Source organism: Reyranella sp. (assembly GCF_050185545.1).
Taxonomy (GTDB): Bacteria; Pseudomonadota; Alphaproteobacteria; order Reyranellales; family Reyranellaceae; genus Reyranella.
Window position 1 is genome coordinate 50,613 of record NZ_JBFWZI010000012.1, and the last position, 26,360, is coordinate 76,972.

At 67.0% G+C, this 26,360-nt stretch carries 22 protein-coding genes; 14 read left to right on the top strand and 8 right to left on the bottom strand.

The window, feature by feature from the left end:
* Window positions 1-7 precede the first annotated feature (7 nt).
* The 7 genes from AB7O82_RS05385 to AB7O82_RS05415 all read left to right on the top strand — a co-directional run bounded on the left by AB7O82_RS05385 (window position 8) and on the right by AB7O82_RS05415 (window position 6,490).
* Complete coding sequence (locus AB7O82_RS05385; RefSeq protein WP_428553838.1) at window positions 8-922, top strand: HpcH/HpaI aldolase/citrate lyase family protein; 915 nt, start codon at window positions 8-10, stop codon at window positions 920-922.
* A 55-nt stretch (window positions 923-977) separates the two neighbouring features.
* Window positions 978-2,000, top strand: a complete 1,023-nt coding sequence (gene dctP / locus AB7O82_RS05390; RefSeq protein WP_428553841.1) for a TRAP transporter substrate-binding protein DctP — start codon at window positions 978-980, stop codon at window positions 1,998-2,000.
* Window positions 2,001-2,071: 71 nt separating this feature from the next.
* Entirely contained in the window at window positions 2,072-2,575 is a 504-nt protein-coding gene (locus AB7O82_RS05395; RefSeq protein WP_428553844.1) for a TRAP transporter small permease, read from the top strand.
* Window positions 2,576-2,577: 2 nt separating this feature from the next.
* Window positions 2,578-3,852, top strand: a complete 1,275-nt coding sequence (locus AB7O82_RS05400) for a TRAP transporter large permease (RefSeq protein ID WP_428553847.1) — start codon at window positions 2,578-2,580, stop codon at window positions 3,850-3,852.
* Window positions 3,845-5,047, top strand: coding sequence for an MFS transporter (locus AB7O82_RS05405; protein ID WP_428553850.1), 1,203 nt, complete (start codon window positions 3,845-3,847; stop codon window positions 5,045-5,047). Before AB7O82_RS05400 ends, AB7O82_RS05405 begins: the two co-directional genes overlap by 8 nt.
* A 248-nt stretch (window positions 5,048-5,295) precedes the next feature.
* The gene (locus AB7O82_RS05410) at window positions 5,296-5,970 is read left to right on the top strand and encodes a glutathione S-transferase family protein (protein ID WP_428553853.1); all 675 of its coding nucleotides are present in this window, start codon (window positions 5,296-5,298) and stop codon (window positions 5,968-5,970) included.
* Between the two features lie 13 nt (window positions 5,971-5,983).
* Complete coding sequence (locus AB7O82_RS05415; RefSeq protein ID WP_428553855.1) at window positions 5,984-6,490, top strand: VOC family protein; 507 nt, start codon at window positions 5,984-5,986, stop codon at window positions 6,488-6,490.
* A 199-nt stretch (window positions 6,491-6,689) separates the two neighbouring features.
* On the opposite strand, the gene AB7O82_RS05420 is transcribed toward AB7O82_RS05415, so the two are convergent.
* Window positions 6,690-7,430, bottom strand: coding sequence for a dienelactone hydrolase family protein (locus AB7O82_RS05420; RefSeq protein ID WP_428618837.1), 741 nt, complete (start codon window positions 7,428-7,430; stop codon window positions 6,690-6,692).
* 86 nt (window positions 7,431-7,516) lie between these two features.
* On the opposite strand from AB7O82_RS05420, the gene AB7O82_RS05425 reads away from it, so the two are divergent.
* Both AB7O82_RS05425 and AB7O82_RS05430 read left to right on the top strand, forming a co-directional pair.
* On the top strand, window positions 7,517-8,737 hold the full coding sequence (locus tag AB7O82_RS05425; protein WP_428545691.1) for an ABC transporter substrate-binding protein: 1,221 nt from the start codon (window positions 7,517-7,519) through the stop codon (window positions 8,735-8,737).
* Between the two features lie 70 nt (window positions 8,738-8,807).
* On the top strand, window positions 8,808-9,860 hold the full coding sequence (locus tag AB7O82_RS05430; RefSeq protein ID WP_428545688.1) for a VPS10 domain-containing protein: 1,053 nt from the start codon (window positions 8,808-8,810) through the stop codon (window positions 9,858-9,860).
* A 170-nt stretch (window positions 9,861-10,030) separates the two neighbouring features.
* On the opposite strand, the gene AB7O82_RS05435 is transcribed toward AB7O82_RS05430, so the two are convergent.
* Window positions 10,031-10,684, bottom strand: coding sequence for a glutathione S-transferase family protein (locus AB7O82_RS05435; RefSeq protein WP_428545685.1), 654 nt, complete (start codon window positions 10,682-10,684; stop codon window positions 10,031-10,033).
* 124 nt (window positions 10,685-10,808) lie between these two features.
* Here AB7O82_RS05435 and AB7O82_RS05440 point away from each other — a divergent pair, with 124 nt between their 5' ends.
* Window positions 10,809-11,720 carry a sigma-70 family RNA polymerase sigma factor gene (locus tag AB7O82_RS05440; protein WP_428618840.1) on the top strand — a complete coding sequence of 304 codons (912 nt, stop codon included), beginning with the start codon at window positions 10,809-10,811 and terminating at the stop codon, window positions 11,718-11,720.
* Window positions 11,721-11,886: 166 nt separating this feature from the next.
* Here AB7O82_RS05440 and AB7O82_RS05445 read toward each other — a convergent pair whose 3' ends face one another.
* The gene (locus tag AB7O82_RS05445) at window positions 11,887-13,587 is read right to left on the bottom strand and encodes a dihydroxyacetone kinase family protein (protein ID WP_428545679.1); all 1,701 of its coding nucleotides are present in this window, start codon (window positions 13,585-13,587) and stop codon (window positions 11,887-11,889) included.
* 605 nt (window positions 13,588-14,192) lie between these two features.
* On the opposite strand from AB7O82_RS05445, the gene AB7O82_RS05450 reads away from it, so the two are divergent.
* Both AB7O82_RS05450 and AB7O82_RS05455 read left to right on the top strand, forming a co-directional pair.
* Window positions 14,193-15,194: an SGNH/GDSL hydrolase family protein gene (locus AB7O82_RS05450; RefSeq protein ID WP_428545676.1), complete on the top strand. Its 1,002-nt coding sequence runs from the start codon at window positions 14,193-14,195 to the stop codon at window positions 15,192-15,194.
* 98 nt (window positions 15,195-15,292) lie between these two features.
* Window positions 15,293-16,723, top strand: a complete 1,431-nt coding sequence (locus tag AB7O82_RS05455) for a hypothetical protein (protein ID WP_428545673.1) — start codon at window positions 15,293-15,295, stop codon at window positions 16,721-16,723.
* Window positions 16,724-16,795: 72 nt separating this feature from the next.
* Here the strand turns inward: AB7O82_RS05455 and AB7O82_RS05460 are convergent, their stop codons facing one another.
* Together AB7O82_RS05460 and AB7O82_RS05465 are read right to left on the bottom strand one after the other, a co-directional pair.
* Entirely contained in the window at window positions 16,796-17,878 is a 1,083-nt protein-coding gene (locus tag AB7O82_RS05460; protein WP_428618842.1) for an HlyD family secretion protein, read from the bottom strand.
* Window positions 17,875-18,339, bottom strand: coding sequence for a MarR family winged helix-turn-helix transcriptional regulator (locus tag AB7O82_RS05465; protein ID WP_428545667.1), 465 nt, complete (start codon window positions 18,337-18,339; stop codon window positions 17,875-17,877). The genes AB7O82_RS05460 and AB7O82_RS05465 overlap by 4 nt, the downstream gene beginning before the upstream one ends.
* A gap of 28 nt (window positions 18,340-18,367) precedes the next feature.
* On the opposite strand from AB7O82_RS05465, the gene AB7O82_RS05470 reads away from it, so the two are divergent.
* Complete coding sequence (locus AB7O82_RS05470) at window positions 18,368-19,909, top strand: DHA2 family efflux MFS transporter permease subunit (protein WP_428545664.1); 1,542 nt, start codon at window positions 18,368-18,370, stop codon at window positions 19,907-19,909.
* 165 nt (window positions 19,910-20,074) lie between these two features.
* A complete protein-coding gene (locus AB7O82_RS05475; RefSeq protein ID WP_428618845.1) occupies window positions 20,075-20,908 on the top strand; it encodes an SDR family NAD(P)-dependent oxidoreductase in 834 nt (277 codons plus the stop codon).
* A gap of 421 nt (window positions 20,909-21,329) precedes the next feature.
* Here AB7O82_RS05475 and AB7O82_RS05480 read toward each other — a convergent pair whose 3' ends face one another.
* The 3 genes from AB7O82_RS05480 to AB7O82_RS05490 form a co-directional block, all read right to left on the bottom strand.
* Entirely contained in the window at window positions 21,330-22,505 is a 1,176-nt protein-coding gene (locus AB7O82_RS05480; RefSeq protein WP_428545660.1) for a divergent polysaccharide deacetylase family protein, read from the bottom strand.
* 51 nt (window positions 22,506-22,556) lie between these two features.
* The gene (locus AB7O82_RS05485) at window positions 22,557-25,235 is read right to left on the bottom strand and encodes a GNAT family N-acetyltransferase (RefSeq protein ID WP_428545657.1); all 2,679 of its coding nucleotides are present in this window, start codon (window positions 25,233-25,235) and stop codon (window positions 22,557-22,559) included.
* Between the two features lie 76 nt (window positions 25,236-25,311).
* Window positions 25,312-26,196 (bottom strand): EamA family transporter, encoded by an 885-nt coding sequence (locus AB7O82_RS05490; protein WP_428545654.1) that lies wholly within the window; start codon window positions 26,194-26,196, stop codon window positions 25,312-25,314.
* Window positions 26,197-26,360 lie beyond the last annotated feature (164 nt).

Here is a 26,360-nt window from a genome sequence, read left to right on the forward strand (position 1 = left end):
ATCCGACATGACCGACCGTCCGCGCCGCGCGCGCCGCGTCCAGCTTTCCACGCCGGGATCGAGCGAGAAGATGATCCAGAAGGCGGCCGACTCGAAGGCTGACCACGTCTTCCTCGACCTCGAGGACGCCGTCGCCCCGAGCCAGAAGCGCCAGGCGCGCAAGAAGATCGTCGAGGGCCTGAAGTCACTGAACTGGGGTAAGAAGACCCGCTGCGTGCGCATCAACGACCTCACCACCGAATACGCCTTCGAGGACATCATCGAGGTGGTCGAGGGCGCCGGCGAGCATCTCGACACGATCATGATGACCAAGGTGCTGACGCCGGCCGACGTGCTGTTCGCCGACAAGCTCCTGCACCAGCTCGAGAAGAAGCTGAAGCTCAAGCGCCGCATCGGCCTCGAGGCTCTGATCGAGGAGGTCGAGGGCATGCAGAACGTCGACGCCATCGCCGCCTGCACGCCGCGCCTCGAATGTCTGGTGTTCGGCATGGGTGACTTCTCGGCCTCGATGGGCGTCACCAACAAGAATGTCGGCGAGACCGACGGCTATCCCGGCGACATCTGGCACTACGCCCGCTTCCGCCTGATTATGGCGTGCCGCGCCGCCGGCATCGATCCGGTCGACGGCCCGTTCGCCGATTTCCGCAATCCCGATGCCTACCGCGAGGAATGCAAGCGCTCGATGATCCTGGGCTGCGTCGGCAAGTGGGCCATCCATCCGTCGCAGATCGACATCGCGCTTGATGTGTACTCGCCGAAACCCGAGGATGTCGCCCGCGCGCGCAAGCTCGAGAAGGCCTATGCCGAAGCAGAGGCCAAGGGTCTGGGCGCGATCAACGTCGATGGCATCATGGTCGACGTTGCGTCGATTCGTATTCTGCGTAACACCGTCCTCAACAAGGCGGATCTCTTCGGCATGTGACACGCCGAACCGCCGGCGAATGAACAAGACGGTCTGGTTTGGGAGGAAAGTGAGTATGCTTAGAAGGACCCTGCTGGGCGGCGTCGCCGCTTCGACCCTCGCCGCTCCGGCACTTGTGCGGGCCCAGGAACCGGTGAAGATGCGGCTGTCGCTCGACACCTCGGCGACCCACACGCGTACCCTGCAAATGACGAGCTTCGCCCAGGAGCTCGAGAAGGTCGCCAGCGGCAAGATCAAGGTCGAGGTGTTCCACTCGGCCCAGCTGTTTCGCGACCGCGACGTCGGCAAGGCGTTGCGCCAGGGCGGCGCCGAGATGGGCGTCCCGGGGCCGTGGAACCTGACCGGCATCGAGGCCAACCTCGATATCACCCAGTCGCCGGCCTTCTACGGCCGCACGGCCGCCGAGGTGTACAAGGTCATCGATGGCGACGTCGGCCGCGCGCTGAACGGCATGCTCGAGAAGAAGCTCGGCGTGCACATCCTCGGCAAGTGGCTCGACCTCGGCGCGTCGCATACCTTCTCGACTGCCAAGCCGCTCAACAGTCCGGACGATCTCAAGGGCCTCAAGATCCGCACGTCGGGCGGCGCCGGTCAGATGGTCCGGGTCAAGTTCTTCGAGGGCGTGCCGAACTTCACCGCGTGGCCCGACGTGCCGCTGGCGCTGAGCCAGGGCACGTTCGACGCGCTGTTCACCACCAACGAGAGCGTCAAGTCAGCGAAGCTCTGGGATTCCGGGGTGAAATTCTCGCTGCAGGATCACCAGTTCTTCGCCCAATACATCCCCATGGTGGGCGAGGCGTTCTGGAAGAAGCTGGGACCTGACCTGCAGAAGGTCGTGTCCGGCCTGTGGGCGTCCAAGATTGACGGCTGGCGCAAGGACATGGCGGCGAGCCAGGCCGAATCGTTCGAGACCCTGCAGAAAGCCGGGATCAAGGCGGTCACGCCCGACGCCGCGACTCTCGATGCGACGCGCAAGCGCCTGATGGTAACGCAGGACACCGTCATCAAGGAGCTCAAGCTCGACCCGGCCCTGGTCGCCCAGGCCAACGCGGCGCTGGGCATCAGCGGCAAGAGCTAAACGACAGGGGCGCCCGTGCAGGCGGGCGCCCCTTTCTCTTCCACCATATCGACGACAGGCGGAGGGTTCGCATGCTCGATGCATGGGACAGGATAGAGCGTTGGCTGATCGGTCTGCTGGGCGCTCTCGGGCTGGTTGTCTACCTTACCCAAATCGTCGGCCGTTACGTAACGACGGCGATCGACTTCTCGGTCGCCGAGGAGCTCACGGTCTACATCATCATCTGGGCCGCCTTCCTGGTGGCCAGCCTGCTGGTGCGCGAGGATGGCCACGTGCGCGCCGACCTGCTGCTGCGCATGATGCGGCCCGAGCGCCAGCGCTGGGTCGAGATCGCCAACTGCGCCATCGCCCTCGGCTTCTGCCTGGGGCTCACCTGGTACGGCTGGCTGGTCGCCTACGACTCCTTCGACCTCGGCGAGCGCAGCAACACCGCGCTCGGCTTTCCGCTCTGGATCTACTACGCCGCCCTGCCGGTCTCCGCCGCGCTGATGTCGATGCGCTACGCACGGCGGCTGTGGCAGTTCTGCTTCGCCTTCGATCCCGCGACCATGGAAGTCCATTCGGGGCGCGAGTAGCCATGACCAAGCTGTTCGCCGTCGTCTTCTTCGTCCTGCTCGGCATGGGCCTGCCGATCTGGCTGGTGCTCGGCGTCTCGGCCGGCTCGATGTTCGCCATCGAGGGCAAGCCGCTGGTCGGCATCGCCCAGAAGATGCTCGACGAGCTCAACTCGACGACACTGCTCGCCGTGCCCTTCTTCGTCATGGCCGCCTCGTTCATGCAGCGCGGCGGCATCGCCAAGGCTCTTGTCGACGTCGCGGCGGCGTGGGTCGGCAACGTGCGCGGCGGGCTCGGCGTGGTCTGCGTCGCCGCCTGCGCCATGTTCGCGGCGATCTGCGGCTCCTCCGTCGCCACCGCGCTCGCCATGGGCACGATCCTGATTCCGGCAATGATCGAGCGCAAGTACGACAGGCCGTTCGCGCTCGGCGTCACCGCCGCCTCGGGCACGCTGGGAATCCTGATCCCGCCCAGCCTGCCGCTGATCCTCTACGCCATCATCGCCGACGAATCGGTGCCGCGACTGTTCCTGGCCGGCGTCGTTCCGGGACTGATGCAGGCGACGATCTTCATCCTCTACGTGCTGTGGTACGGCCGCCGCCACAACCTGGCGGCCGAGCCCCCGCGCTCGCGCGAAGAGTTCTGGCGCGTCAACATCGACGCCATCCCGGCGCTCTCCATGCCCGTGATCATCGCCGTCGGCATCTATGGCGGCTGGGTGACGACGACCGAGACGGCGGCGCTGGCCGCCGCCGTGGCCCTGCTGATCAGCCTGTTCTACTACAAGGGCTTCAAGGCGTCGGAGACCCTGTCGGTGATCGGCGAATCGATCAAGAACGCCGGCACCATCATGATCATCATCGCCACCGCCCTGGCGTTCGGCCACTGGATCACCGAGTCGGGGATTCCGGCCGCCCTGGTGCAGTTCATCCGCGACAACGGCTTCTCCGCCTGGCAGTTCCTTCTCGCCATCAATCTCATGCTGATCGTGCTCGGCATGTTCCTCGAGGTCGCCTCGATCCTGCTGATCGCCATGCCCATCCTGATACCGGTCCTGAAGCCCCTGGGCATCGACCCGGTTCATTTCGCGATCGTCGTCACCGTCAACATGGAGCTCGCGCTGATCACCGCGCCGGTCGGCCTCAACCTCTACGTTCTCGCCACGGTGTCCAGGACACCGCTCGCTATCGTTATCAGGGGGGTCAATCCCTTCATCGTCCTGATGCTCGGCCTACTCATCGCCATCACGTACCTTCCGGGCATTAGCCTGTGGCTGCCCCGCCTGGTCTATGGGTGAGCCGCACGCCGAGCTGAAAGCCGCCCTGGTGCCGGTGGGTGCCATGCTCGGCACCCAGATCGCGATCTCCCTGGCCGTGCTGGCGCTCAGCGTGCTGATGCCTGCCGTGGCGCGCGACCTCGCAGTCGATCCCAAGCTGGTCGGTGGCTTCACGGCCATCACCTATGCGGTCGCCGCGGCGATTGCGCTGGGCAGCGCCGGCGCCATCGCCCGGCTCGGCGCCGTCCGGGTCTGCCAGCTCGCCATGATCGCGGCCGCGGCGGGGCTGGCCGTGACCGCGGCCGCCTCGCTCGTCGCCACGGTCGTGGCCGTCGTACTGATCGGGCTGGCCCAGGGACCGATCAATCCGGCCTCGGCGCACATCCTCAGCCAGCGCGTGCCGCGGCGCTGGTTCAGCCTGGTCTTCTCGGTCAAGCAGACCGGCGTGCCGGTCGGTTTCGCCACCGCAGGCATCGTGCTGCCGCTGCTGCTCGGCTGGGTCGGCTGGCGCGGCGCCTCCCTGGCGGCCGGGGCTATGCTGCTGGCCGGCGCGTTCGGGCTCGGCCTGCTGCGCCGCCGTCTCGATGCCGCGATGACGCCGCCCGGCCCGTCGCCCGGCATCTGGCGCTCGTTCCGATTCGTGATCGGGCACCCGGCGCTGCGCGTGCTCGGCCTGTCGGCGCTGATCTATGTCGTGGCCCAGCACACCTTCACTTTCTTCCTGGTCACCTATCTCTACGAGCACTGCCGGCTCGACATCGCCCAGGCAGGCTTCCTGCTGTTCCTCGCGCAGTTGGCCGGCACCGGACAGCGCCTGGTGTTGGGTGCGCTGGGAGACCGCTTGCCGCGGATGATGCTGCTCGGCTGGACCGGCCTCGCCATCGCCGCCGGCGCCGCCGCCACGGCGCTGATCGCGACCGACACGCCCTACTGGTTGATCGCCGCCATCGTGGTCGCCTACGGAACGGTGGTGATCAGCTGGAACGGCGTGTCGATCGCCGAGTTCGCCCACCTCGCTCCGCCGGGACAGGTTGCCGCGGTCGCTGCCGTGCAGACGGCGCTCGCCTTCTCCGGGGCAGTCATCGGACCACCCCTGTTCGCCGTCATCGCTGCGCTGGCCAGCTATCGCGCAGCCTTCCTCGCCGTGGCCGTCATCGTCCTGATTGCCGCCCTTTGGCAGGTTGCCGTCGGCCGAACGGTTCTCAAGCTCCCTTAAGCTCGGGGACGCGGCGCGACAAGCGCCGGGTCACTATTCCCGCGAGACATGCTGCCGTTCGCCGGTCGTCGCGTTACGGATCGACAAAAAGTTACCGGAAGGCGGCGCCCGTCCCGTGATACAGCACGTCCGGGGCACCACGACGTGCCGGCGGCCCGAGGTCAAAGGCGTGAACCTGCCCATCCACCCGTTCTATAATCACTGCCGGTTCGAGGACGTCCGGCTCGACCACTGACAGGGAGAAGACGATGAAGCTCTACATGCATCCCGTATCCACGACCAGCCGCCCGGTGATGCAGTTCATTGCCGACAACAACATCCCGGTCGACATGGAGGTCGTCGACATCCTGAAAGGCCAGCACTACGAGCCGGCCTACAGCAAGATCAACCCCAACCACCTGATTCCGATGCTGGAGGACGGCGATTTCCGCTTGACCGAGAGCGCGGCGATCCTGCGCTACCTCGCCGAGAAGATCGGCTCGGACACCTATCCGAAGGACCTCAAGCAGCGGGCCCGCGTGAACGAGGTCATGGACTGGTTCAACTCCAACTTCTATCGCGACTGGGGGTATGGCCTGATCTACCCGCAGCTCTTCCCCCATCTGAAGCGCGAGGACCCGAAGGTGCAGGAAGCCGTCGTGGCCTGGGGCAAGGAGAAGTCGAAGGGTTGGCTGCAGATCCTGAACGACCATTGGATCGGCCCGAGCAACAAGTACCTGTGCGGTAACCAGCTTACGATCGCGGATTATTTCGGTGCCGCCGTCACCACGGCGGGCGAACTGATCCATTGCGATATGTCGGCCTATCCCAATATCCAGCGCTGGCTCGCCAATTTCAAAGCCGGGCCGAACTACGCGAAGATCTACGAAACCTTCAACGGCTTCTGCGCCTCGACCAAGGGACAACCCTGGCAGGCGATCTGACCAGGAGAGTCCCATGATCAAGGGTCTGCACCACAACGCCTATCGCTGCCGCGACTCGGAGGAGACCCGGCGCTTCTACGAGGATTTCCTCGGCCTGCCGCTCGTGCACACGCTCAGGATCGAGCAGACGATCACCGGCCGCAAGACCGGCACCGGGGTGCTGCACACCTTCTTCCAGCTCGACGACGGCTCGTGCCTCGCCTTTTTCGAGGCGCCCGACATGCCGTTCGAGTTCAAGGAGCAGCACGACTTCGACCTGCATATCGCACTCGAGGTGGAGCCGGATGTTCTCGAGCAGATGTTCGCCAAGGGCAAGGCCGAGGGACGCGAGGTGCGCGGCGTCTCCGACCACAAGTTCATCCGCTCGATCTACTTCCGCGACCCCAACGGCTACGTGATCGAGCTCGCCGCCAAGGTCCCAGGCCGGGAGAGCGCGATGGATCCCAAGTCGAACCACGCGCGCGAGATGCTGGACACCTGGCAGGTCGACAAGCGGCGCCAGCCGGCGAAGGTGGCGTAGTTCATACTCCTCCCCAGCTCCGCTGGGGAGGTTTCGCCGTCATACGGCGACGGAGCGGTCTTGGTCTACGGGACGGGGGGCGTCTCGCCCGCTCTTGTTGACGATGAGCGGGCGAGACGCCCGCGGTCCGCATGATTCATGCCCCCTCCGTCCGCGAAAGACGCGGACACCTCAGCGAAGACGCTGCTGAGGAAAATGATCACCCCAGCCGCCGCCGATACAGCGCGATCAGGCGTTCCCAGTGGCGCTCGGCAGCCGGCTTGTCGTAGCACCAGCGTTGCGGGAAGGCGAAGCCGTGATGGACGCCGGGGTGCACCTCGAGCTCGCCCGGATTGCCGGACCTGTCGAACAGCACCTTCAACTCCTTGACCATGTCGGGCGGCGCCAGCTCGTCGTGCTCGGCGCAGGAGATGTAGAGCTCGCCCTTGGCCTTGCCGAGCGTGAGGTGCGGACTCTCGACGGCATCACTCACCAGCCACGTTCCGTAGAACGATCCCGCAGCCGCGATACGGTCTGGATAGCGCGCCGCGGCCGCCAGCGAATAGGGCCCGCTCATGCAATAGCCGTGGGTGCCGACGGGGCCCTTCTTCGATGCCTTCTGCTGGTCGGCATGGGCGATCAGCGCCGCGACATCGTCCATCACCGGCGGGATGGTCATCTTGGTGCGCACCGCGCGCATGCGCGCCTGCTCGGCGCTCCCCTTGTCGAGGACATCGGGCCCGTACTTGGTGTCCCTGCCGGCGCGGTAATAGAGGTTGGGCAGCAGCACGTAGTAACCCACCGTCGCAAGGCGCCGCGCCATGTCGTAGAGCTCCTCGCGGATACCGGGCGCGTCCATCAGGAACAGGACGGGCGGATAGGGCCCGCCGCGCTCGGGATGGCAGACGAAGGTCTCCATCGCCCCGTCCTTGGTGGGCACGTCCACGATCTGCTCGAACATGTCTGGCTGCTTCCTCTTTGCTTTGCGCGCATGCCAGCACCTTGCTAGGGTCCGCTCAACCAAAAACTCTTGGGAGCGAAATTGTGATGAAGCGTTTGATGTTGGGCGCCTCCGCCCTCGCCATGGCCGCCTGGGCGACGGTGGCACCGGCCCAGCAACTTACCGACAATGTGGTCAAGCTGGGTGTGCTCACCGACATGTCGAGCCTCTACGCCGACATCAACGGCCCGGGCGCCGTCCTCGCGGTGCAGATGGCGGTCGAGGATTTCGGCGGCACGATCAACGGCAAGAAGATCGAGATCATTCAGGCCGACGTGCAGAACAAGGCCGACGTCGCGGCGACAATCGCCGGCCGCTGGTTCGACACCGAGCAGGTCGACGCCATCTTCGGCACCGGCGCCTCGTCGTCGTCGATCGCCACCTCCCGTGTCGCCAACGACAAGAAGAGGATCTACTTCGCCACCGATCCCGCCTCGTCGGATCTGACCGGCAAGCTCTGCAACCCCTACACCGTGCACTGGGTCTACGACACGTTCGCCCTGGCCAATGGCACCGGCTCGGCGGTGGTCAAGGCGGGCGGCAAGAGCTGGTTCTTCCTCACCGTGGACTACGCCTTCGGCTATGCCCTGCAGCGCGACGTCGCCGCGGTGGTGACCAAGTCCGGGGGCAAGGTGGTGGGCGAGGTCAAGCACCCGCTCAACACCAACGATTTCTCGTCCTTTCTGCTGCAGGCCCAGGGATCGAAGGCGCAGATCATCGGCCTCGCCAATGCCGGCGGCGACACCATCAACTCGATCAAGCAGGCCGCCGAGTTCGGCATCGTCAAGGGCGGCCAGAAGCTCGCAGGCCTGCTGGTCTTCATCACCGACGTGCATTCGCTCGGCCTCGAGCGCGCCCAGGGCCTCAATCTCACCGAGGCGTTCTACTGGGATCTCAACGACAAGACCCGGGCCTTCTCCAAGCGCTTCGCCGCCAAGCACGGCGGCAAGATGCCGACCAGCATCCAGGCCGGCTTCTATTCGTCGGCGCTGCAGTATCTCAATTCCATCAAGGCGGCCGGTACGGACAACAGCGACGCCGTGATGGCCAAGCTCAAGGAGATCAAGTGGGACGACCCGGTGTTCGGCCAGAGCTACATCCGCGCCGACGGCCGCAAGATGCACGACATGTACCTGTTCGAGGTAAAGAAGCCGTCCGAATCGAAGGGCCCCTACGACTACTACAATCTGGTCTCGAGGATGTCCGCCGAGGAGGCGTTCCGTCCGATGGACCAGGGCGAATGCCCGCTCGTCGCGAAGAAGAAATAGCGCGAGGAAGCATCAGCCTACCGAGGTGCCAAAGGATCGTCGCGAAGAAGAACTGATCCCGGAGGAGACAATGGCCGAGCAATCGAACGTCTATGTCGGCGTCGCCGGATATTTCGGCAAGCCGGATCACAAGGGCAAGGTCGGCGTGTTCCGCCGCGCCGCCGGCGGCGGCGACTGGCAGCACGTGCTGGGAACGGTCGAGGCCTACACGGTCTTCGTCCATCCCAAGGATCCCGAGACGGTATTTGCCGGCACCAGCGACGGCGTGTGGCGCAGCACCGATCGCGGCGCCACCTTCCGGCGCACCGGATTTCCCGACGCCAACAAGCAGGTCTGGTGCTTCCTGGTCGACTCGCGCGATCCCAAGCGGATCTTCGCCGGCGCCTCGCCGATCGACGTCTACCGCAGCGACGATGGCGGCGCCACCTGGCGCAAGCTCGCCACGCCGGCCGTCGGCACGCATTGCAAGGGGCCGTTCGCCTCGCGTGTCATGCGTTTCGCCCAGCATCCCGGACGGCCGAACGAGATCTACGCCGCGCTCGAGATCAACGGCGTGATGCGCAGCACCGACGGCGGCGAGACCTGGGAAGATTGCAGCGCCGGCCTGATCAAGCTTTCCGAGTTGCCCCATCTCAAGAGCAAGATCGTGAGCGACACCACGGCGGAAGGCATGCTGGACGGCCACGCCATCACCATGGATCCGGTCAATCCCGACTCGGCCATCGTAGCGTTGCGCATGGGCCTGTTCCGCACGACCGACGGCGGCAAGAACTGGAGCGACATGGAGGTCGGCAAGTTCTCGCCGACGACGTACGGCCGCGACGTGAAGGCCTCGGCGAGCGAGCCCAACACGCTCTATGCCGCGCTCTCGGTCGCCGCGGCCAGCCACGACGGCGGGCTCTATCGCAGCCAGGACGGCGGCCAGAGCTGGAAGCGCTTCGACAAGGTCCAGGTGCACGGCACCATCATGTCGATCGGCCTGCACCCGACCGACCCCAGGCAGGTCTACATCGGGGCGCGCTACGACGGCGAGGTGTTCGGCACGCGCGACGCCGGCCAGACCTGGGAGGCGATGCCCCTGCCCGGCGAGGTCCAGCACATCTACGCCGTGGCCTGTGGGTAGCAGACCATCGTCGCCCGCCCCGTCATCGGGGCGTCATGCGTCTTCGCCGGGCGCGCGCCACTCCGTGGCGCTCACGAGGTAGCAGACCCACCGCTTGCGGATCGAAAGAAGAGCATGAGCGCCGCGGAGTGGCGCGCTCCCGGCAATGAACTCAAGTCAACAGTGCAGGCTCATGCCCGCACCAGCACTCGCTCGACCGGCACCGACTGCGGCGGTGCGGCCTTGACCCAGGCTCCGGTCTCGCGGAAGTCGTCAAAATAGCGGTTGATGTTGGGGAACGGCGACCAGTCGAACGACGTCAGACCGCGGTACCTCTCGAGGCAGATCATCGCATAGTCGGCCAGGGTGACGTCGTCGCCGACCATGGTCGAGCGTCCCTCGAGGTGCCCCTCAAGGACCGCGGCAAACCGGCTGGTCTCGCGCAGGCAGTATTCGACGAGCCCGGGGCTCACCTCGCCCATGCCGAATTTCGGCTTGATGAGGCTTTCGAAGATCAGTGTGCCGAACGCCCTGTTGAAATGCGCCTGCTCCCAGAACTGCCAGCGCGTGATGTCGGCGCGGATCTGCGGGTCGCGCGGGAACAGCGGGGAACCGCCCGCCTTCTCGACCAGGTACTGGTTGATGACGTTGGACTCCCAGAGGCGGAAATCGCCGTCGACCAGAACCGGCACCATACCGTTGGGGTTGAGGGCGAGAAATTCCGCTGTCCTGGTGTCGCCGGCTGCGAAGTCGAGACAGGCGATCTCGGGCTTCAGGCCGAGATGATGGACGACGGCCAGGACCTTGCGGCTGTTGGGGGAAACGGGAAGGATGTGGAGCTTCATCGACCAGACTCCTTTGTTGGGTCAGGGTGATGACGGACGCGGCCTGGGAAAGGATTCGGCATCGTCCGGAACTTTTTCCGCATCTCCGGGAATCCTTTCACCGACGCCGGACGTCGAAGGGGCGATGCGTGTCGATCTGCGGAGGAATGTCGTGCAGGCAACAGGTCAGAAGCCGCCTGGCTTCGAGGAGATTGCCCAGGCCCTGAGACCGAAGCTCCATCGCTATTGTGCGCGGATGGCGGGCTCGGCGATCGACGGCGAGGACATCGTGCAGGATGCCCTGCTGAAGGCGATGCAAGCGTTCCCCGGCGACGGCTCGATCGCCAATCCCGAGGCCTGGCTCTTCCGGATCGCGCACAACGCTGCGCTCGATTTTCTCCGCAGCCGGGTGCGCCTCGAAGCGGTCGTCGCCAGCCAACCGGGGGAGGATATCGCCGATCCCGGGGACGAGGTCGCCCGGCGCCAGGTCGCGGCAATGGGCTTGCGCCCCTTCATGAAGCTATCGCCGGCCGAGCGCAGCAGCGTCATCCTGATGGACGTGATCGGCTACTCCTTGAGCGAAATCGGCGAGATCATCGAGGTGACGGTCCCAGCGGTGAAGGCGGCCCTGCATCGCGGCCGCACGCGATTGAAGGCCTTGAGCGATTCCGCCGACACCGACGCGGCGCTGATCCTGACCGACCGCGAACACGAACGGCTGGCGCGATACGTCGACCGCTTCAATGCAGGCGACTTCGATGCCGTGCGCGACATGCTGGCGGAAGACGTGCGGCTGGAGCTGGTCGGCCGTCTGGTCCGCCGTGGCAAGTCCAGCGTTTCGCATTACTTCACCAACTACGGCGCCCGGTCGGACTGGCTCCTGTCAGTCGGGTTCGTCGAAGGCCGGCCGGCTGTTCTGCTGCATCGGACTCATGACACATCGGGGGCACCGGCCAACTTCATCCTGCTGGAATGGAAAGATGGGTCGATCATCCAGATCCGCGACTTCCACTACGCCGCCCACGTGGCCCAGGGCATCACCACGTCTGCGGCCTAAGCGGCATTGGTTCCAGTCGAACCCTCACCCTTAGGAGCCGCCGCACAGAAGGATCTCATCGCCAGCGGCTATAGTGTGCCTGGAATCTCTGGCGATGAGATCCTTCGCTGCGCTAAGCATGATAAGATATGAGCCTCAGCGTGAAGTCATCCTTTGACGCTTCAGCCTAAGACGCTTCCGCTTCAGCCCCGTCATTGAAGCCCGAAGCGAGCGCCCGCAGCCAGATCGCGACGGCCGTCGCTCCGCCGTCGGCAACGCCGATTGCACGGTCGCCGAGGTAACTTGACCTGCCGAGTCGCGGGCGCAGCGCGGCGGTGGCCGCGGCGCCGGCTTCGGCCGCCGCGGCCGCGGCGGCGAGCGCACTGGCCGCGCTATCCGCTGCCGCGTCGAAGGCGTAGATGGCCGGCAGCAGCGCGTCGAGCATGGTGCAGTCGCCCGCCTTGGCGCCACCAAGCTCGGCGATCGCCTCGATGCCCGCCCTGAAGGCTCTTCCCCAGTCGTTCATCCCGGGTTCGGCCGGAAGATCCCGCGCGGCGCGCAGCAGGCCGACCGCATAGAAGGGTCCCGAGCTGCCGCCGATGGCGCGCCGCAGCGCCTCGCCAATGCTGCGCAACGCCGTCGGGGCATCGGCGAAGGCTGCAAAGTCGAGGGCCTGGATCGCTACGGCGCCGCGCGTCATGCCGAGCCCCAGATCGCCGTCGCCCGCCCGGGCGTCGAGATCGGTCAGGATCGGCTCGGCGCGTTCCAGGGCCGCGGCGACGGCTTGCGCGATCGCTTGCAGCCGCTGGCTTTGCGGCCCCGCCGCCCTGGCAGATTCCGGCGTCGCCTCGGCCGCCGCAACCACCCGCCTGGCCGCCCCGACCCGGCCGTTGCCGGGCCAGGCTGGGGACACTGCCGGCGCATCGAGCAGGGCCAGCCGTTCCGGATCGAGTTTCAGGACCGACAGCGAGCAGCCGGGCATCTCGAGCGCCGTCAGCAACGACCCCTGCCAGGCGCGCTCGACCCGCAGGCCACGCCCGCGCAACGACGCCAGCGCCCGACGCGCGATGATCGCCAGCTCCATCGCGGGCGTGCCGCCCAGGCCGTTCACCAGCAGCGCCACGGCCGCACCGGCCGTCAGGCCGAGGTCCGCCAGGATGGCCTCGAGGAGGCGATCGACCAGAGTGTCGGCAGACACCATGGCGGAGCGCGCGATGCCCTGCTCGCCGTGGATGCCAAGGCCAATCTCGATCTCGTCCTCGCCCAGCGTGAACCCCGGGCGGCCGACCGCCGGGACAGTGCAGGCGCCCAGGGCAACGCCCATGCTGCCGAGGTCGGCCGCGCCCGCGCGGGCCAGCCTGGCGACCTCGCCGACGCCGCACCCGGCTGCGGCCGCCGCGCCGGCGATCTTGTGGACCAGCACGGTCCCGGCAATGCCGCGGCGGCGCTCGCGTGGCACGGTATCGCTGAGCGCCACGTCGTCGGCGACAATGACGATCTCCACCGGGATCCCCTCGGCCCGCGCCAGCTCGGCGGCAAGGCCGAAATTCAACCGGTCGCCGGTATAGTTCTTGACGATCAGGACCGCCCCGGCCGGCCCGGCGGCGGCGCGGATGCCGGCAAGGACCGAATCGACGCTCGGCGATGTGAAGACGTCGCCGGCGACCGCTGCCGTCAGCAATCCGGGGCCGACATAGCCCGCGTGCGCCGGCTCGTGCCCCGAGCCGCCGCCCGAGATCACGGCCACCGGGCGCCCATCCGTGGGCGGCAGCTCGGCACGCAGGACCACGTCGTGGTCGGCCAGCAGGGCCAGCCCGGGGTCGAGGTCGCACACGCCCTCGAGCATCTCCCGCACCACCCGCCGCGGGTCGTTCACCAGCTTCTTCACGTTCCCTCCTTTGAAACTGCGCTGGGGGCGCGCCACTCCAGTGACGCGTCTTCTGTGCGTTTGGAAGATGATCGCGCCACGGGAGTGGCGCGCTCATAGGCGCTAACTTTGGGCGGTCCAGCAAAGTCCTCATCCTGAGGAGGTCGCGTAGCGACCGTCTCGAAGGATGCGCGACAGACCAGATCGCTGGAATAGCGGTGTTGCAACATCGGATTTGTTGCCGACCCTTCGAGACGCGGCCTCCAGGCCGCTCCTCAGGGTGAGGTCCCTTTGTAAGTTAAGTTGGCGCCTATGAGGGGCGCGCTCCCAGCCACTAACGCTCTTCGACACACCACCGCCATTTTACAGCCCGTGGTATGCGCCGCGCGTGCTGGCAATCTCCCCCCGGCTGGCCCCCGATGAGCCATCACATGAGACTTAGCGCGCAAACCTGTCCTCTGGACAAAGAAAAGCGCGCGCGGTAACCGCACCGGCTGATCCGACGAGCGGTAGAGGTCTCCCAGCTGACCGGCCCGCACCGGCCTGTCGTGTCCGACGCTGCCAGGGCGGCGCCGTGGAGGAGATGTCGATTGCGAGTTCGAGCGCAGTAACCGCCGAGTGAATCAATGAAAGTTATCAGGAATGGGCTGCTGCTCGTCGCGGTCCTGGCTTTGTGCCTGCTAAGCTTCGAGGGCCTTACACGCGTGTTCCTTGACGATGGCATGCTCTACGAGCTGGAGATGTGGAAGTATGCCACCGACGTGAAGGTGCGCGATCCGCAGCCGGATATCGGTCATCGCCACCGCTCCGGTGCCCAGCAGCAATTGATGGGGGTGTCGGTCCGAACCAATTCGCTCGGGCTGAGGTCGCCGGAGATCGACCAGCCCGCCAAGCCGGGCGTGGCGCGCATCGCCTTCGTCGGCGATTCGATCACCCTGGGCTGGGGCGTTGCCGAGCAGGAAACCTTCGCCAACCGCGTCCTCGATGCCCTGACCAAGGCCGGCCGCAAGGTGGACGGTTTCAACCTGGGCGTCGGCAACTACAACACCACCCAGGAGCTCGCGCTCTATCGCAAGGTCGGAGCGCGCCTCAAGCCCGACATCATCGTGCTGGCCTATTTCATCAACGATGCCGAGCCGATGCCGCTCTATCTCGACACCACCTGGCTGGACAGGAACTCGGCTGGCTGGAACGTCCTGCGCTATCGGCTCGACACGGTTTCCCGCACGTTCGGAGAAACGCCGGACTGGAAGAAGTACTATCGGGACCTCTACGCGCCGAATGCCGCCGGCTGGGAGGAAACCAGGAAGGCACTGGGAAACTTCGCCGCCGAGGCGCGACAGACCGGGGCAAAGCTGATCGTGTTCAACATTCCCGAGCTGCGCGAGCTCAAACCCTATCCGTTCGGCGACATCACCGACAAGGTCCGCGCGGTGATCGAACGCGACAAGGTGCCGTTCGTCGATTTGCTCCCCTCGGTGGAATCGGTCGATCCGCGCACGCTTTGGGTCACGGTGCCTGACCCCCACCCCAACGGGAAGGCCGACGCGTATTTTGCCAAGGGCATGCTGCCGGAGATCACCTCCCTTCTGGATGGTCTCTGCCGCGATCAGGGCAAAGGCTGCTGATCGACCGACCGACCGACGAGGCTGCCCTGCAAACACTGAAGAACCTGCTGCTGATCCTGCTGTCGACGGTCGTCAGCATCGTCATCGCCGAGGGCATCGTGCGCTGGGTCGACGGCTACGAGATGTTCGCGACCCCGCTCAGCGTGCCGACCGGCACCACCTCGGTCAGCTCGTCACTGATCGACGACATCCCGACGGCGCCGGGCGTCGACAAGGCGTGGTTCATCAGCGAGCCGCCGCCGCTGCCGAACCGCGGCCAGGTTCCCGAGGAGTGGCGGAAACTCTACCGCCAGATCGAGGACAACCCGGTGGGCGGGATGGACTTCCGCGCCCCCGACGCCTTCCGCGCCTGGAACGCCCGGTTCGCCGGCGATCCTTGCAAGCACCGCCATCTCCACCACGCGCCCGGGCACCTTTATCTCTACGACCCGCCCGACGATTCGGCCCGGCCACCCTATCGCTTCCTGCCCAACGCCACGATGCCGCACGGGCTGGTAACCAACCAGATCGGCTGGCGCGGTGCACCGATCGAGGAGCCGCGCGGCGACAAGACGATTCGCATCGTCTTCGTCGGCGCCTCGACCACGCTCGACATGCCGCACCTGCCCTATTCCTGGCCGGAATATGCCGGCTACTGGCTCAACGTCTGGGCGAAGGCAAAGGGCCTGCCGGTCCGTTTCGAGGTGCTCAATGCCGGCCGCGAAAGCATCGCGTCGACCGACATAGCCGAGATCGTGCGCACCGAGGTCATGCCGCTGCGCCCCGACCTGATCGTCTACTTCGAGGGCGGCAACCAGTTCCGCCTCGACTCGGTCACGGCCGACCGGCCGCCGTCGTCGGCGCCGCGTCCGAAGCAGGCGGAAACCGCCAGGAGCTGGCTGCAAACAGCCTCACGCTACTCGGCGCTGCTCGGCCGCGTCCAGGCGGCCATCGGCGCCGCCCAAGCGACCGACGAGGGCAAGGAATGGCCCAAGCCCCACTACAAGGTGGTGTGGCCGCATGGCCTCGACGAGCAGAATCCCGACCCCAACTATCCGGCGTTGCCGGTCAATCTGAACGTCATCCTGCACGACCTCGACGACATTCGCCTGTCCGCCGCCCTGGTCGGCAGTGACTTCGCCGTCGTCTCGTTTCCCTGGATGGTCAGGGACGGGCTGGTGCTCGATCCGGTGCGGCACAAATACATCATCCAGCAGCTCAATGTGACCAACTACCCCTACCGCTATCGCGACCTGGAGCGGCTGGCCCGGTTCCAGAATCGAGTGCTCGCGAACTACGCCAAGGGACATGGCGCACACTTCATCGATCTCGCCAGCCGGACGCCGCTAAATCCCGACCTGTTCGTCGACGCCGTGCACACCAACTACGCCGGCGGCAAGCTGCGCGGCTGGATCGCCTTCAACCTGCTGCTGCCGATCGTCGAGAAGCATTTGGCCGACGGCTCGTGGCCCCGCACCTGGCCCAAGGACGTGCCGCAGAAGCTGCCGACCTTCTCGCCGCGCAAGATCACCTTCAACTGCGGGCAGTAGATCTTCCGGACCGCGGGCGTCCAGCCCGCTCAGAATTATGAGCGGACGGGACGCCCGCGGTCCGCATGAGTCCTACTTGTTCTGCTGCGCCATCGCCTCGCCGCCGCGGCCGAAAAGAATCTGGGCGACGTCGCCGATGCGGCGCTGCCGCTCGGTGTCGATCTTGACCGTGGCAGTCATGCCGGCGCGCAGCGACGGCTCGCCGACATGCGGCATAAGGCGCAGCTTGACCGGCAGGCGCTGCACCACCTTGACCCAGTTGCCGCTGGCGTTCTGCGGCGGCAGCAGGGCGAACTCCGCGCCGGTCGCCGGGCTCAGGCTCTCGACGACCGCTTCCCAGGTGGCATCGGGGTAGGTGTCGAGCACCACCGTCGCCTTCTGGCCGACCCGCACGTGGGTGAGCTCGGTCTCCTTGAAGTTCGCCTCGATCCACGGCCGGCTGGTCACCACCAGAGCAAACAGCGGCGTCGCCGCCTTGACCTGCTCGCCCTGCTGCACCCGCAGGTTCACCACCACGCCGTCGACCGGGGCGCGCACGGTGGTGCGGGCAAGGTCGAGCGCGGCGCGCTCGCGTGCCGCCATCTTGTCGCGCACCATGGCATGCTGGTCGGCCGGCAGTTCCGGATCGCCACTCAAGGCGGTCAGCAAGCGCCGAATCTTCTCGCGCACGGTTGCCACCCGGTCGGCGGCGGCGCGCGCCTCGTTCAGCGCCTCGTCGCGCTTGCTCGCCGAGGCCACGCCCTTGGCCGCCAGCTCTTCCTGGCGCTTCCACTGAAGCTGGAAATAGGCAGCGCGTGCCTCGGCGTCGGCCAACTCGCTCACCGCCTCGCGCCAGGCGCCGCGCAGGTTCTCGACATGCAGGCGCGCCGCGTCGAGCTCGGCCTCGGCGCTGTCGAGCGCAAGGCGGAAGGGCCGCGATTCGATCGTCATGAGGGTCTGGCCCGCGCTTACCGTCTGGTGATCGTGCACCGGCACCCGCCTCACCTGTCCGGAGATTTCCGGGGCGATCTGGACGATGTGCGCCTTCACATAGGCATTGTCGGTGCCGACATAACGGCCGCCCGACAACCACCAGAATCCGCCGGCGACGACCGCGGCAACAGGCACGACGACCAGCAGCGCGAGGCGCGTCAGCTTGACCGGCCGGCGGCTCATGCCGCCGCCCCGGCGAGCGCCTGAAGCCGGCCCTTCACGCGGCCGGTCAGGTCGGTGAATAGCAGCCGCTCCTCGGGCGTCAGCGCCGAGAGGGCATCGTCGACCGTCGCCACCGCGATCTGCCACATGTCGGCATGGGCGCGCTTGGCCACCGCCGTGAGAAACAGACGATTGATCCGACGATCGACCTCATCGGCGCGCCGTTCGACCCACCCCGCGCGCTCCATGCGGTCGATCATGCGGCCAGCGCTGGCGCGATCGACCTCCAGCATATTGGCCAGCTCCGTCTGGCTGGCGCCGGGCCGCCGGTAGAGGCGGGTCAGGACCAGCCACTGGGCGCGCGTCAGGCCGAGGTCGCGGACCCGGCGATCGAACACGGTGCGCATCAGCCTCGCCACATCGGACACCATGTAGCCGATGTAGCCGTCGTTCTCTGGCCCAACCGGGCTCTGGTCCAACATTGTTGCATAGGCTACAATAGTCACGGCTATGAGTTCAAGTGCCACTGCCGAGATTTCGGCCCCCGTCAACCCGGCCGAAGCCTTCTCGCTCGGCCGGCGGGTGCTCATCCTGGTCATGGTGGTGCTGGGCTCGACCCTCTACGCCACCACCCTACTGATCGCCTCGACCCTGCTGCCGCAGATGCAGGGCACCATGTCGGCGACCCAGGACGAGATTGCCTGGGCAATGACCTTCAACATTCTGGCCACGGCCGTGATGACGCCGATGACGGGCTGGCTGGCGGCCCGCTTCGGCCGGCGCGAGACCATGATCTGGGCGGTCTTCGCCTTCACCTTCACGACCCTGATGTGCGGCCTGGCCGACTCGCTCGAGACGCTGATCCTGTGGCGGGTGCTACAGGGGGCGCTGGGCGCGCCGGTCATCCCGCTTTCCCAGACCATCCTGCTCGACACCTTCCCCAGGCGCCTGCAGGGCCTCGTGACCTCGATCTTCGGCATGGCCGTCGTTATCGGCCCGGTGATCGGCCCGACAGTGGGCGGCATGCTGTCGGAGCTCTACAGCTGGCGCTGGGCCTTCTACATGGTCGTGCCCGTGGGCTTCCTGTCCTTCATCGGCCTGCGCCTCACCCTGCCGCGCGACCGGCCGACCGGCCGGGTCTCGCTCGATTGGACGGGGTTCCTGTCACTGTCGATTGCCATATCCGGCGTCCAGCTCGTGCTGTCGCGCGGCCAGCGCCTCGACTGGTTCGACTCGGGCGAGATCATCATCGAGACCTTCGTGGCGGCTGTCGCCTTCTGGGTGTTCGTGGCCCACAGCCTCACCGTCGAGCGGCCGTTCCTGAACCTGCGCCTGCTGCTCGATCGCAATTATGCGCTTGGCCTCGTTCTGGTGCTGATCTACGGCATGCTGAACTTCACGCCGATGGTGCTGCTGCCGCCGCTCCTGCAGCAGCATGCCGGCTATCCCGACTCGCTGATCGGCGAGATCATCGCCGCTCGCGGCGTCGGCGCCACCATCGGCTTCTTCCTGGCCATCTTCGTGGGCCGCATGGACCCGCGCATCGGCCTGATCGGCGGCTTCGCCTTGCAGACCATCTCCGGCCTGTGGTTGATGGCCATCGACCTCAATGTCGACGCCGCCACGCTGATGGCCAACAGCTTGGTGCAGGGTATCGCCATCGGCGTGATCTGGGTGCCGCTGACCCTGGCCACCTTCTCAACCATCAGCTCGGCCAACCTCGCCGAAGGCACAGCGGTCTACCACCTGCTGCGCAACATCGGCTCGAGCTTCTTCATCTCGATTTGCGTCGCCGAGATCGTGCGCGCCACCAGCGCCAACTACAGCCGCCTGATCGAGATGATGAACCCCTTCAACCGCAGCCTGGCGCTGCCCTGGGTCACCGGCGCGTGGGACCACGAGACGCTCGGCGGCCTCGCCAGGCTATCGAAGGAGATCGGCCGGCAAGCCTCGATGCTGGGCTACATCAACGCCTTCGGCTTCTACACGCTGGCCTCGGCGCTCGCGATTCCGCTGATCCTGTTTGTTGGCCGGCGGGCGCGGTTGCGGTGAAGGGTCATGCGCTGGGAGCGCGTCACTTTAGCGCGTCACTCCGGTGGCGCTCTTCTTATGGATCACACACCGCATAAGCCATGAGCGCCACTGGAGTGGCGCGCTCCCAGCACCTAGCATGGGCGACGCAACGATCGCGCCGCGGCGCCTCTGGAGGTCATGAGCATGGAGTTTTCCGGCAAGACAGCCATCGTCACCGGCGCCGCCTCCGGCATCGGCCTCGGCATCGCCACGGCACTGGCCGAAGCCGGCGCCAACGTCGTGTTGGCCGACATCGAGAAGGACGCGGTCGAACAGGCCGCGCACCGGCTGTCCGGCACCAACAAGCAGGTGCTGCCACTCAGGATCGACGTCACCCAGGAGCAGTCGGTGATCGCCGCGCTGGCCGAGGCGGAACGCCGCTTCGGCAGGCTCCACATCGCCTGCAACAATGCCGGCGTGCCGATGCACGGCACCCGGCTGGTCGACGTGCCGGTGACCGACTGGAACTTCGTCCTCGGCGTCAATGTCTGGGGCGTCATCCACGGCATCCGCCACTTCGTGCCGGCGATCCTGAAGCACGGCGAGGCCGGGCACGTCGTCAACACGGCCTCGGTCGCCGCCACCCAGAACCGCCGCGGCACCAATCAGGGTCCGTACTCGATGAGCAAGTACGCCGTGCTGTCGCTGACGGAGGCGCTGGAGCACGAGCTCGAGGGGACCAACGTCGGCGTGACCGCACTGTGCCCGGGTCCGATCGCCACCAACTTGGCGCAAGGCGCACGCCACCGCCCCGATCACATGGGCGGCCCGGAGCTGCGTCCAAGCGCGGAAGCGGTCATGGGGGAGCGCCTGGCGCGGACCGGCATCGACCCCAAGCTGGTCGGCGAGCGGGTGATCGATGCGATCCGCAGCAAGACCTTCTACGCCTTCGTCAGCGCCGTGCCGGTGGATGTCATCAAGGCGCGGCACCGCCGCATCGAGGCAGCGCTCGAGACGAGCTGGGTGACGCCGTACTAGCGTGAAGTCAATTCAGCCTTGCCGGAAAAGGCGCGTCATGGGCTGGGAACGCGCCACTCCGATGGCGCTCTGCCTGCTGACTATACATCGCATGAGCGCCATCGGAGTGGCGCGATCATAGGCGCTAACTTAACTTACAAAGGGACCTCACCCTGAGGAGCGGCCTGGAGGCCGCGTCTCGATTCGGGCGAAGTAACCTTCGCCCTTTGGTCGGCAACAAATCCGATGTTGCAACACCGCTATTCCAGCGATCTGGTCTGTCGCGCATCCTTCGAGACGGTCGCTACGCGACCTCCTCAGGATGAGGACTTTGCTGGACCGGCCAAAGTTAGCGCCTATGAGTGGCGCGCTACCAGCCATGTCCCCTCCGGCGCTGAATGACGGCGACACCTCCCCGGCGGAGCCGGGGAGGAACATGAAATCACTCCCAGCCATTGCGCTTGCGCAGCACTGCGGTCGCCGGGGCGAGCGCGAGGCCCTTGGCCTGCACCGTCGGCAGCCATTCGGCGAGCGCCTGCAGCGTCAATTCGTGCGGATGGCCGATCGCCACCACGAAGCCCTGGCGGCGCGCGACGGCCTCGGTCTCGGCGAGCCGGCGGCGCACCGCGTCGAGCGATTCCTCGTCGTCGAGAAAGACGTGGCGGGTGATACTGGGCAGGCCGATCTCTTGCGCCACCTGATCGCCGACCGATTGCGGCGACGTGCGTGAGTCGAGGAACATCAACCCACGTCCCTTGAACTGGCGCAGCGCCATCTCCATGCCGGGCCGGAAGGCGGTGAAGCGGCTGCCCATGTGATTGTTGACGCCGACGTACCCGTCGAAGCTGTCGAGCGCCGCCGTGGTGCGCTGGCGCAGGTCGGCGTCGGGCAGCGACACCAGGAGCGCGTTCGGTCCGGGATCGTTGCGCCCGCCGGGCTCCATCGGCAGATGCAGCATCAGCTCGTGTCCCCTGGCGCGCGCCGCCCGCGTCTGCTCGGGCAGGTTCCTGGCGTAGGGCAGGAACGACAGCGTCAGCGGCCCCGGCAGCTCCCAGGCGCGCCGTGAGCGCGGGCGGTCGAGCCCGACATCGTCGATCACGATGGCGACCAGCGGACGGCTATTGAGGTCGCGGAACGGTACCGCATTGCGCCGCCAGGCCTCCTTGGCGGGTTTCTCCGATCCTTGCCTCTCAGATCCGGGCGCAAGCGCAGCAAGCTGTGGCCGCGCAGCGCGCGGCTTCTCTTCCAGCGTCCTCCGAGGCTTTCCCGGCTCGACCTCGGTGTACTTGGGAAGATCGGGCAGATCCTCGATGCGGGCGTACCGCGGCGGCGCATCGGTCGGCGCGGCGCGCCTCATCTCCTCGAGCGTGTCGCGCACCATGTGAGCGCTGTCGCGGTCGTCGAACCGCTCGGCAATCCAGTAGCCGCCGACCAGGCTGGCCGCGAACAGCAGGATCAGCCCGGCAATCACCGAGTGCCAGCGATGGGCCTCGATCCAGGCGCCGACGGCCGCAAGCTTGTGATGCAGGCCCGCACGCCAGCCCGTCGCCGGGACGACCTTCCGCCTGCCCTTCTTCCTCGTGCCAGCCTTCCTGTTTCTGTTCTTCTTCGACGCCATCTCAGCGCTCGGCCGTAACGCCTTGGCCTGCCGACCAATTCTCGCCGCAATCTACAGCGTTGCGGTCTCCTTGACCACGCGAATATCCGGTTGTCCCACCCGCCCTGACTGGCGCTGGAATCCCAGCCCCTTGGCAAGATCGAGCATCTTGTGATTCTCGCGCAGCACGTAGCCGACCACGCGCACGACGCCGCGCGCCTTGGCGTAGTGCAGCACGTGCTCCAGCAGCAGCCGGCCATAGCCGCGGCCCTGCCTGTCGGACGCGACGACCAGGGCGAACTCCGCCTCCTCGAAGCCGGGGTCCGCGGCCAGCCGTCCCACGCCTTGCAGCTCCTGCCCGTCGAGCAGCAGGAACGCCATCTCGCGATCGTAGTCGATCTGAGTCAGCCGCGCGGCCATCTCGTGCGTCAGCTCGCGGATCGGGCCGAAGAAGCGCATGCGCACGTCTTCCGGCGCGAGACGACGCGTGAAGGACTGGATCAGCGGTTCGTCGTCGGGCCGGATCGGACGGATGCGCAGGGTCTGCCCGCGATGGCTGATCTCGGTGTCGAGCTCCACGGGGTAGGGCCGGATGGCAAAGCGGGCGCCCCGCTCCTGGCCGGCGACGGGCCGCGCGACGACGATGCGCGCATCGAGGGCGATCACGCCCTCGGCATCGGCCAGCAGCGGATTGACGTCGAGCTCGGCGATCTCGCCGACATCGGCGATCAGCTGCGACAGGCGAACCATCGCGTCGGCGACGGCATCGCGAGCCGCCGGCCGGCGATCGCGATAGCCGCGCAGCAGGCGATCGACCCGCGTGCGCGACAGTGCATCCTCCGCCAGCACGGGATCGAGCGGCGGCAAGGCAAGCACCTTGTCGTCGATCACCTCGGCCGCCACGCCACCATGTCCGACCAGCAGGATCGGCCCGAAAACCGGATCCTCCGCGGCGCCCAGGATCAGCTCCACGGCGTGCGGCCGCTTGATCATCGGCTGGATCACGTAGCCGTCGATGCGGGCACCGGGCGCCGCCGTGCACGCCTTGTCGTGAATCGCCCGCACCGCCTCGACGACCGCCTGCTCCGAGTCGAGATCGAGCGCGACGCCGCCGACATCGCTCTTGTGGGTGATCTCGCGCGACAGGATCTTCACCGCGACCGGGAAGCCGATGCGGACCGCGGCCGCCGCGGCCTCCGCCGCATCGAGCACGACCTCGGTCGGCACCACGGGAATGCCATAGGCCGCCAGCACGCGCTTGGCTTCCGGCTCTGTCAGCACGGTGCGCTTCTCGGCGAGGGCGCCCTCGACGACGGCGCGCACCAGCTGCGTGTCGGATCGCACCTCGGGCACCGACGGCGGCGTGCGCTGCAGCGCGCGCTGGCCGCGACGATACTGGACGACATGCATGAATCCGCGCACGGCGCGCAGCGGCGTATCGTAGGCCGGGATGCCGGCCTCGTGCAGCACCTGGCGCCCCTCCTGTGCCTGCGGGCCGCCGACCCAGCAGCCGATCAGCGGCACCGCCTTGCGTCCCGGCGCGGCGACTATGGCGCGCGCCACCTCGACGGACGACGTGAGCGTCGTCGGCACGTTCATCGCCAGGATGGCGCCGACCGTGCGGTCGTCGGCCAGCGCGTCGACCGTCGCGGCGTAGCGCGCGCCGTCGGCGTCGCCCACGATGTCGACCGGATTGTCGCGCGACCACGAGCGCGGCAGCTGCTTGTCCAGCGCCATGATGGTGCGGGGTTGCAGCGCCGCAAGGTCGCCGCCTTCGTCGATCAGCAGGTCGGTGGCGATGATCCCCATGCCGCCGCCATTGGTCAGGATCGCGAGCCGCTCGTTGCGGGGCAGGATGGCGTGGCCCAGCGTCTCGGCGGCGTCGAACAGCTCGCCGAGCCCGCGCACGCCGACCAGCCCGGCGCGCGCGAACGCCGCATCGTAGACCGCGACCGAGCCTGCCATGGATCCAGTGTGCGAGGCTGCGGCCTTGGCCGCCGCGGCATGGCGACCGGCCTTCAGAACGATCACCGGCTTGACCCGCGCCACGCTACGCGCCGCCGACATGAACTTGCGGGCATGCGTGATGCCCTCGACATACATCAGCACGGCGCGTGTCTCGTAGTCGCGCCCCAGCATGTCGAGCACGTCGCCGAAATCGACGTCGGCCATGTCGCCCATCGAAATGAGGTGCGAGAAGCCGATGTTCTGCGCGGTACCCCAGTCGGCGAGCCCGGCCAGCACCGCGCCCGATTGCGCCACGGCGGCGACCCGGCCCGCCTTCAGGCCGCGCGGCCCGAAGCTCGCGTTCAGGCCGAGACGGGGAGCGGCATAGCCGATGCAGTTCGGGCCGACGACGCGCAGCAGGTGCGGCTGCGCGGCCCGCAGGATGCGCTTGCGCCAGCGCGCATTGTCCTCGCGCGCCTCGGGGCCGGCGCCCGGACCCGACGTGATGATGACGGCCGCCCGCGTACCGCGCTCGCCGAGCTCGAGCACGAGGCGCGGCACGGTCTCGGCCGGCGTCATGATGACGGCGAGGTCCGCGGGCACGCCGATCTCCCCGATGCTCTTGCGCACGGGGCGACCGCCGATCTCGCCGCCCTTGAGATTGACCAGGTGAATGTCGCCCTGGAAGCCGCTGGACAGCAGGTTGCGCGTGACCGCCGCGCCGATCGAGCCGGGGCGCGCGCTCGCCCCGATCGCCACGATGGAGCGCGGCGTCATCAGCTTGTCGAGGTTGCGGATTGACATGGCGCTAGAACATACCTGTTGCGACGACTCCGGGGCGCGCATTTCCGGTCGGAGTGCGCCCCGACCGGAAATCGCCCTAGAAGAGCGCCGGTCCGTTCATCAGCACAAGCCCCACGACGATCACGAATGCCGCAGCGACCCGGCGTACGCCGAATGGTTCGCCGAGCACCAAAGTGCCTATCAGGGCGCCAAACAGGACGGAAGTTTCACGCAACGCCGCCACATGTGCCATCGGCCCCAGAACCAGGGCGTAGATCGCAATTCCGTAACCGACATTGGCGACCAGCCCGCCGATCACGCCGCGCCACCAGGTGCGACGAAGGTGGGTCCACACTGTCGCAGGCCTGAGCGCGAAGGCTAGCACCAGCAGCCAGGGGCCCTCGACGATGCACAGCCAGGCAATGTAGGCGAGCCGATGCTGGAAGGTCGGCCCGGCACTGCGCACGCCGAGACCGTCGGCGATGATGTAGGCGGCAATGGTGAAACCGGTCAGGACGGCGAACAGCGTGGCAAGCCCATGCCGGCTGCCCGGCCGCGGCACGACGCGGCGCAGCGGTATGGCCAGCGCGATCAGCCCGGCGCTGAGCAGCAGCACACCCAGAATGTCCTGGCCGCGCAGATGCTCGCCGATGAAACGCCCCGACACCAGCGCGACCAGCAGCGGGCCCATGCCACGCGCAATCGGGTAGGTGTGGCTGAGATCACCGTACGAGTAGGCCTTGAGCAGAAAGATGTAGTAGAGGACATGGATCAGCACCGACGCCACGAGGTACTTCCACGCCGCCGGCTCGATCCACGGCAGGAACGGCGCGGCGACGAGCCCCATCAGCGTGCCGGTGGTCATGATCACGCCGAACGTCGCCAGCCGATCCGACTGATCGGCCTTGAGGATGGCGTTCCAGGTGGCATGCATCAGCGCTGCCGCCAGCAGCAGCGCCACGATGAGGGGTTCGACGACCACTTCGGCTTCTTTGTCTTCTGGCCGTCACACTACCGTAAAACTCCCCCGATGGCTTGCCCTGCCGCTCGCAGTGCGTCACACCATGTCCTCCCCGGCTTTGCCGGGGAGGTGTCGCCGTCACACGGCGACGGAGGGGTCGTCATCTTGGACCGCGGGCGTGCCCC

Coding starts and splice junctions, on each gene's coding strand:
- AB7O82_RS05425 (WP_428545691.1), top strand. CDS start 7,517: ATGAAGCGTTTGATGTTGGGCGCCTCCGCCCTCGCCATGGCCGCCTGG.
- AB7O82_RS05415 (WP_428553855.1), top strand. CDS start 5,984: ATGATCAAGGGTCTGCACCACAACGCCTATCGCTGCCGCGACTCGGAG.
- AB7O82_RS05485 (WP_428545657.1), bottom strand. CDS start 25,235: ATGTCAATCCGCAACCTCGACAAGCTGATGACGCCGCGCTCCATCGTG.
- AB7O82_RS05440 (WP_428618840.1), top strand. CDS start 10,809: ATGCGTGTCGATCTGCGGAGGAATGTCGTGCAGGCAACAGGTCAGAAG.
- AB7O82_RS05385 (WP_428553838.1), top strand. CDS start 8: ATGACCGACCGTCCGCGCCGCGCGCGCCGCGTCCAGCTTTCCACGCCG.
- AB7O82_RS05400 (WP_428553847.1), top strand. CDS start 2,578: ATGACCAAGCTGTTCGCCGTCGTCTTCTTCGTCCTGCTCGGCATGGGC.
- AB7O82_RS05430 (WP_428545688.1), top strand. CDS start 8,808: ATGGCCGAGCAATCGAACGTCTATGTCGGCGTCGCCGGATATTTCGGC.
- AB7O82_RS05395 (WP_428553844.1), top strand. CDS start 2,072: ATGCTCGATGCATGGGACAGGATAGAGCGTTGGCTGATCGGTCTGCTG.
- AB7O82_RS05460 (WP_428618842.1), bottom strand. CDS start 17,878: ATGAGCCGCCGGCCGGTCAAGCTGACGCGCCTCGCGCTGCTGGTCGTC.
- AB7O82_RS05450 (WP_428545676.1), top strand. CDS start 14,193: ATGAAAGTTATCAGGAATGGGCTGCTGCTCGTCGCGGTCCTGGCTTTG.
- AB7O82_RS05465 (WP_428545667.1), bottom strand. CDS start 18,339: ATGTTGGACCAGAGCCCGGTTGGGCCAGAGAACGACGGCTACATCGGC.
- AB7O82_RS05435 (WP_428545685.1), bottom strand. CDS start 10,684: ATGAAGCTCCACATCCTTCCCGTTTCCCCCAACAGCCGCAAGGTCCTG.
- AB7O82_RS05475 (WP_428618845.1), top strand. CDS start 20,075: ATGGAGTTTTCCGGCAAGACAGCCATCGTCACCGGCGCCGCCTCCGGC.
- AB7O82_RS05470 (WP_428545664.1), top strand. CDS start 18,368: ATGAGTTCAAGTGCCACTGCCGAGATTTCGGCCCCCGTCAACCCGGCC.
- AB7O82_RS05480 (WP_428545660.1), bottom strand. CDS start 22,505: ATGGCGTCGAAGAAGAACAGAAACAGGAAGGCTGGCACGAGGAAGAAG.
- dctP (WP_428553841.1), top strand. CDS start 978: ATGCTTAGAAGGACCCTGCTGGGCGGCGTCGCCGCTTCGACCCTCGCC.
- AB7O82_RS05410 (WP_428553853.1), top strand. CDS start 5,296: ATGAAGCTCTACATGCATCCCGTATCCACGACCAGCCGCCCGGTGATG.
- AB7O82_RS05405 (WP_428553850.1), top strand. CDS start 3,845: ATGGGTGAGCCGCACGCCGAGCTGAAAGCCGCCCTGGTGCCGGTGGGT.
- AB7O82_RS05420 (WP_428618837.1), bottom strand. CDS start 7,430: ATGTTCGAGCAGATCGTGGACGTGCCCACCAAGGACGGGGCGATGGAG.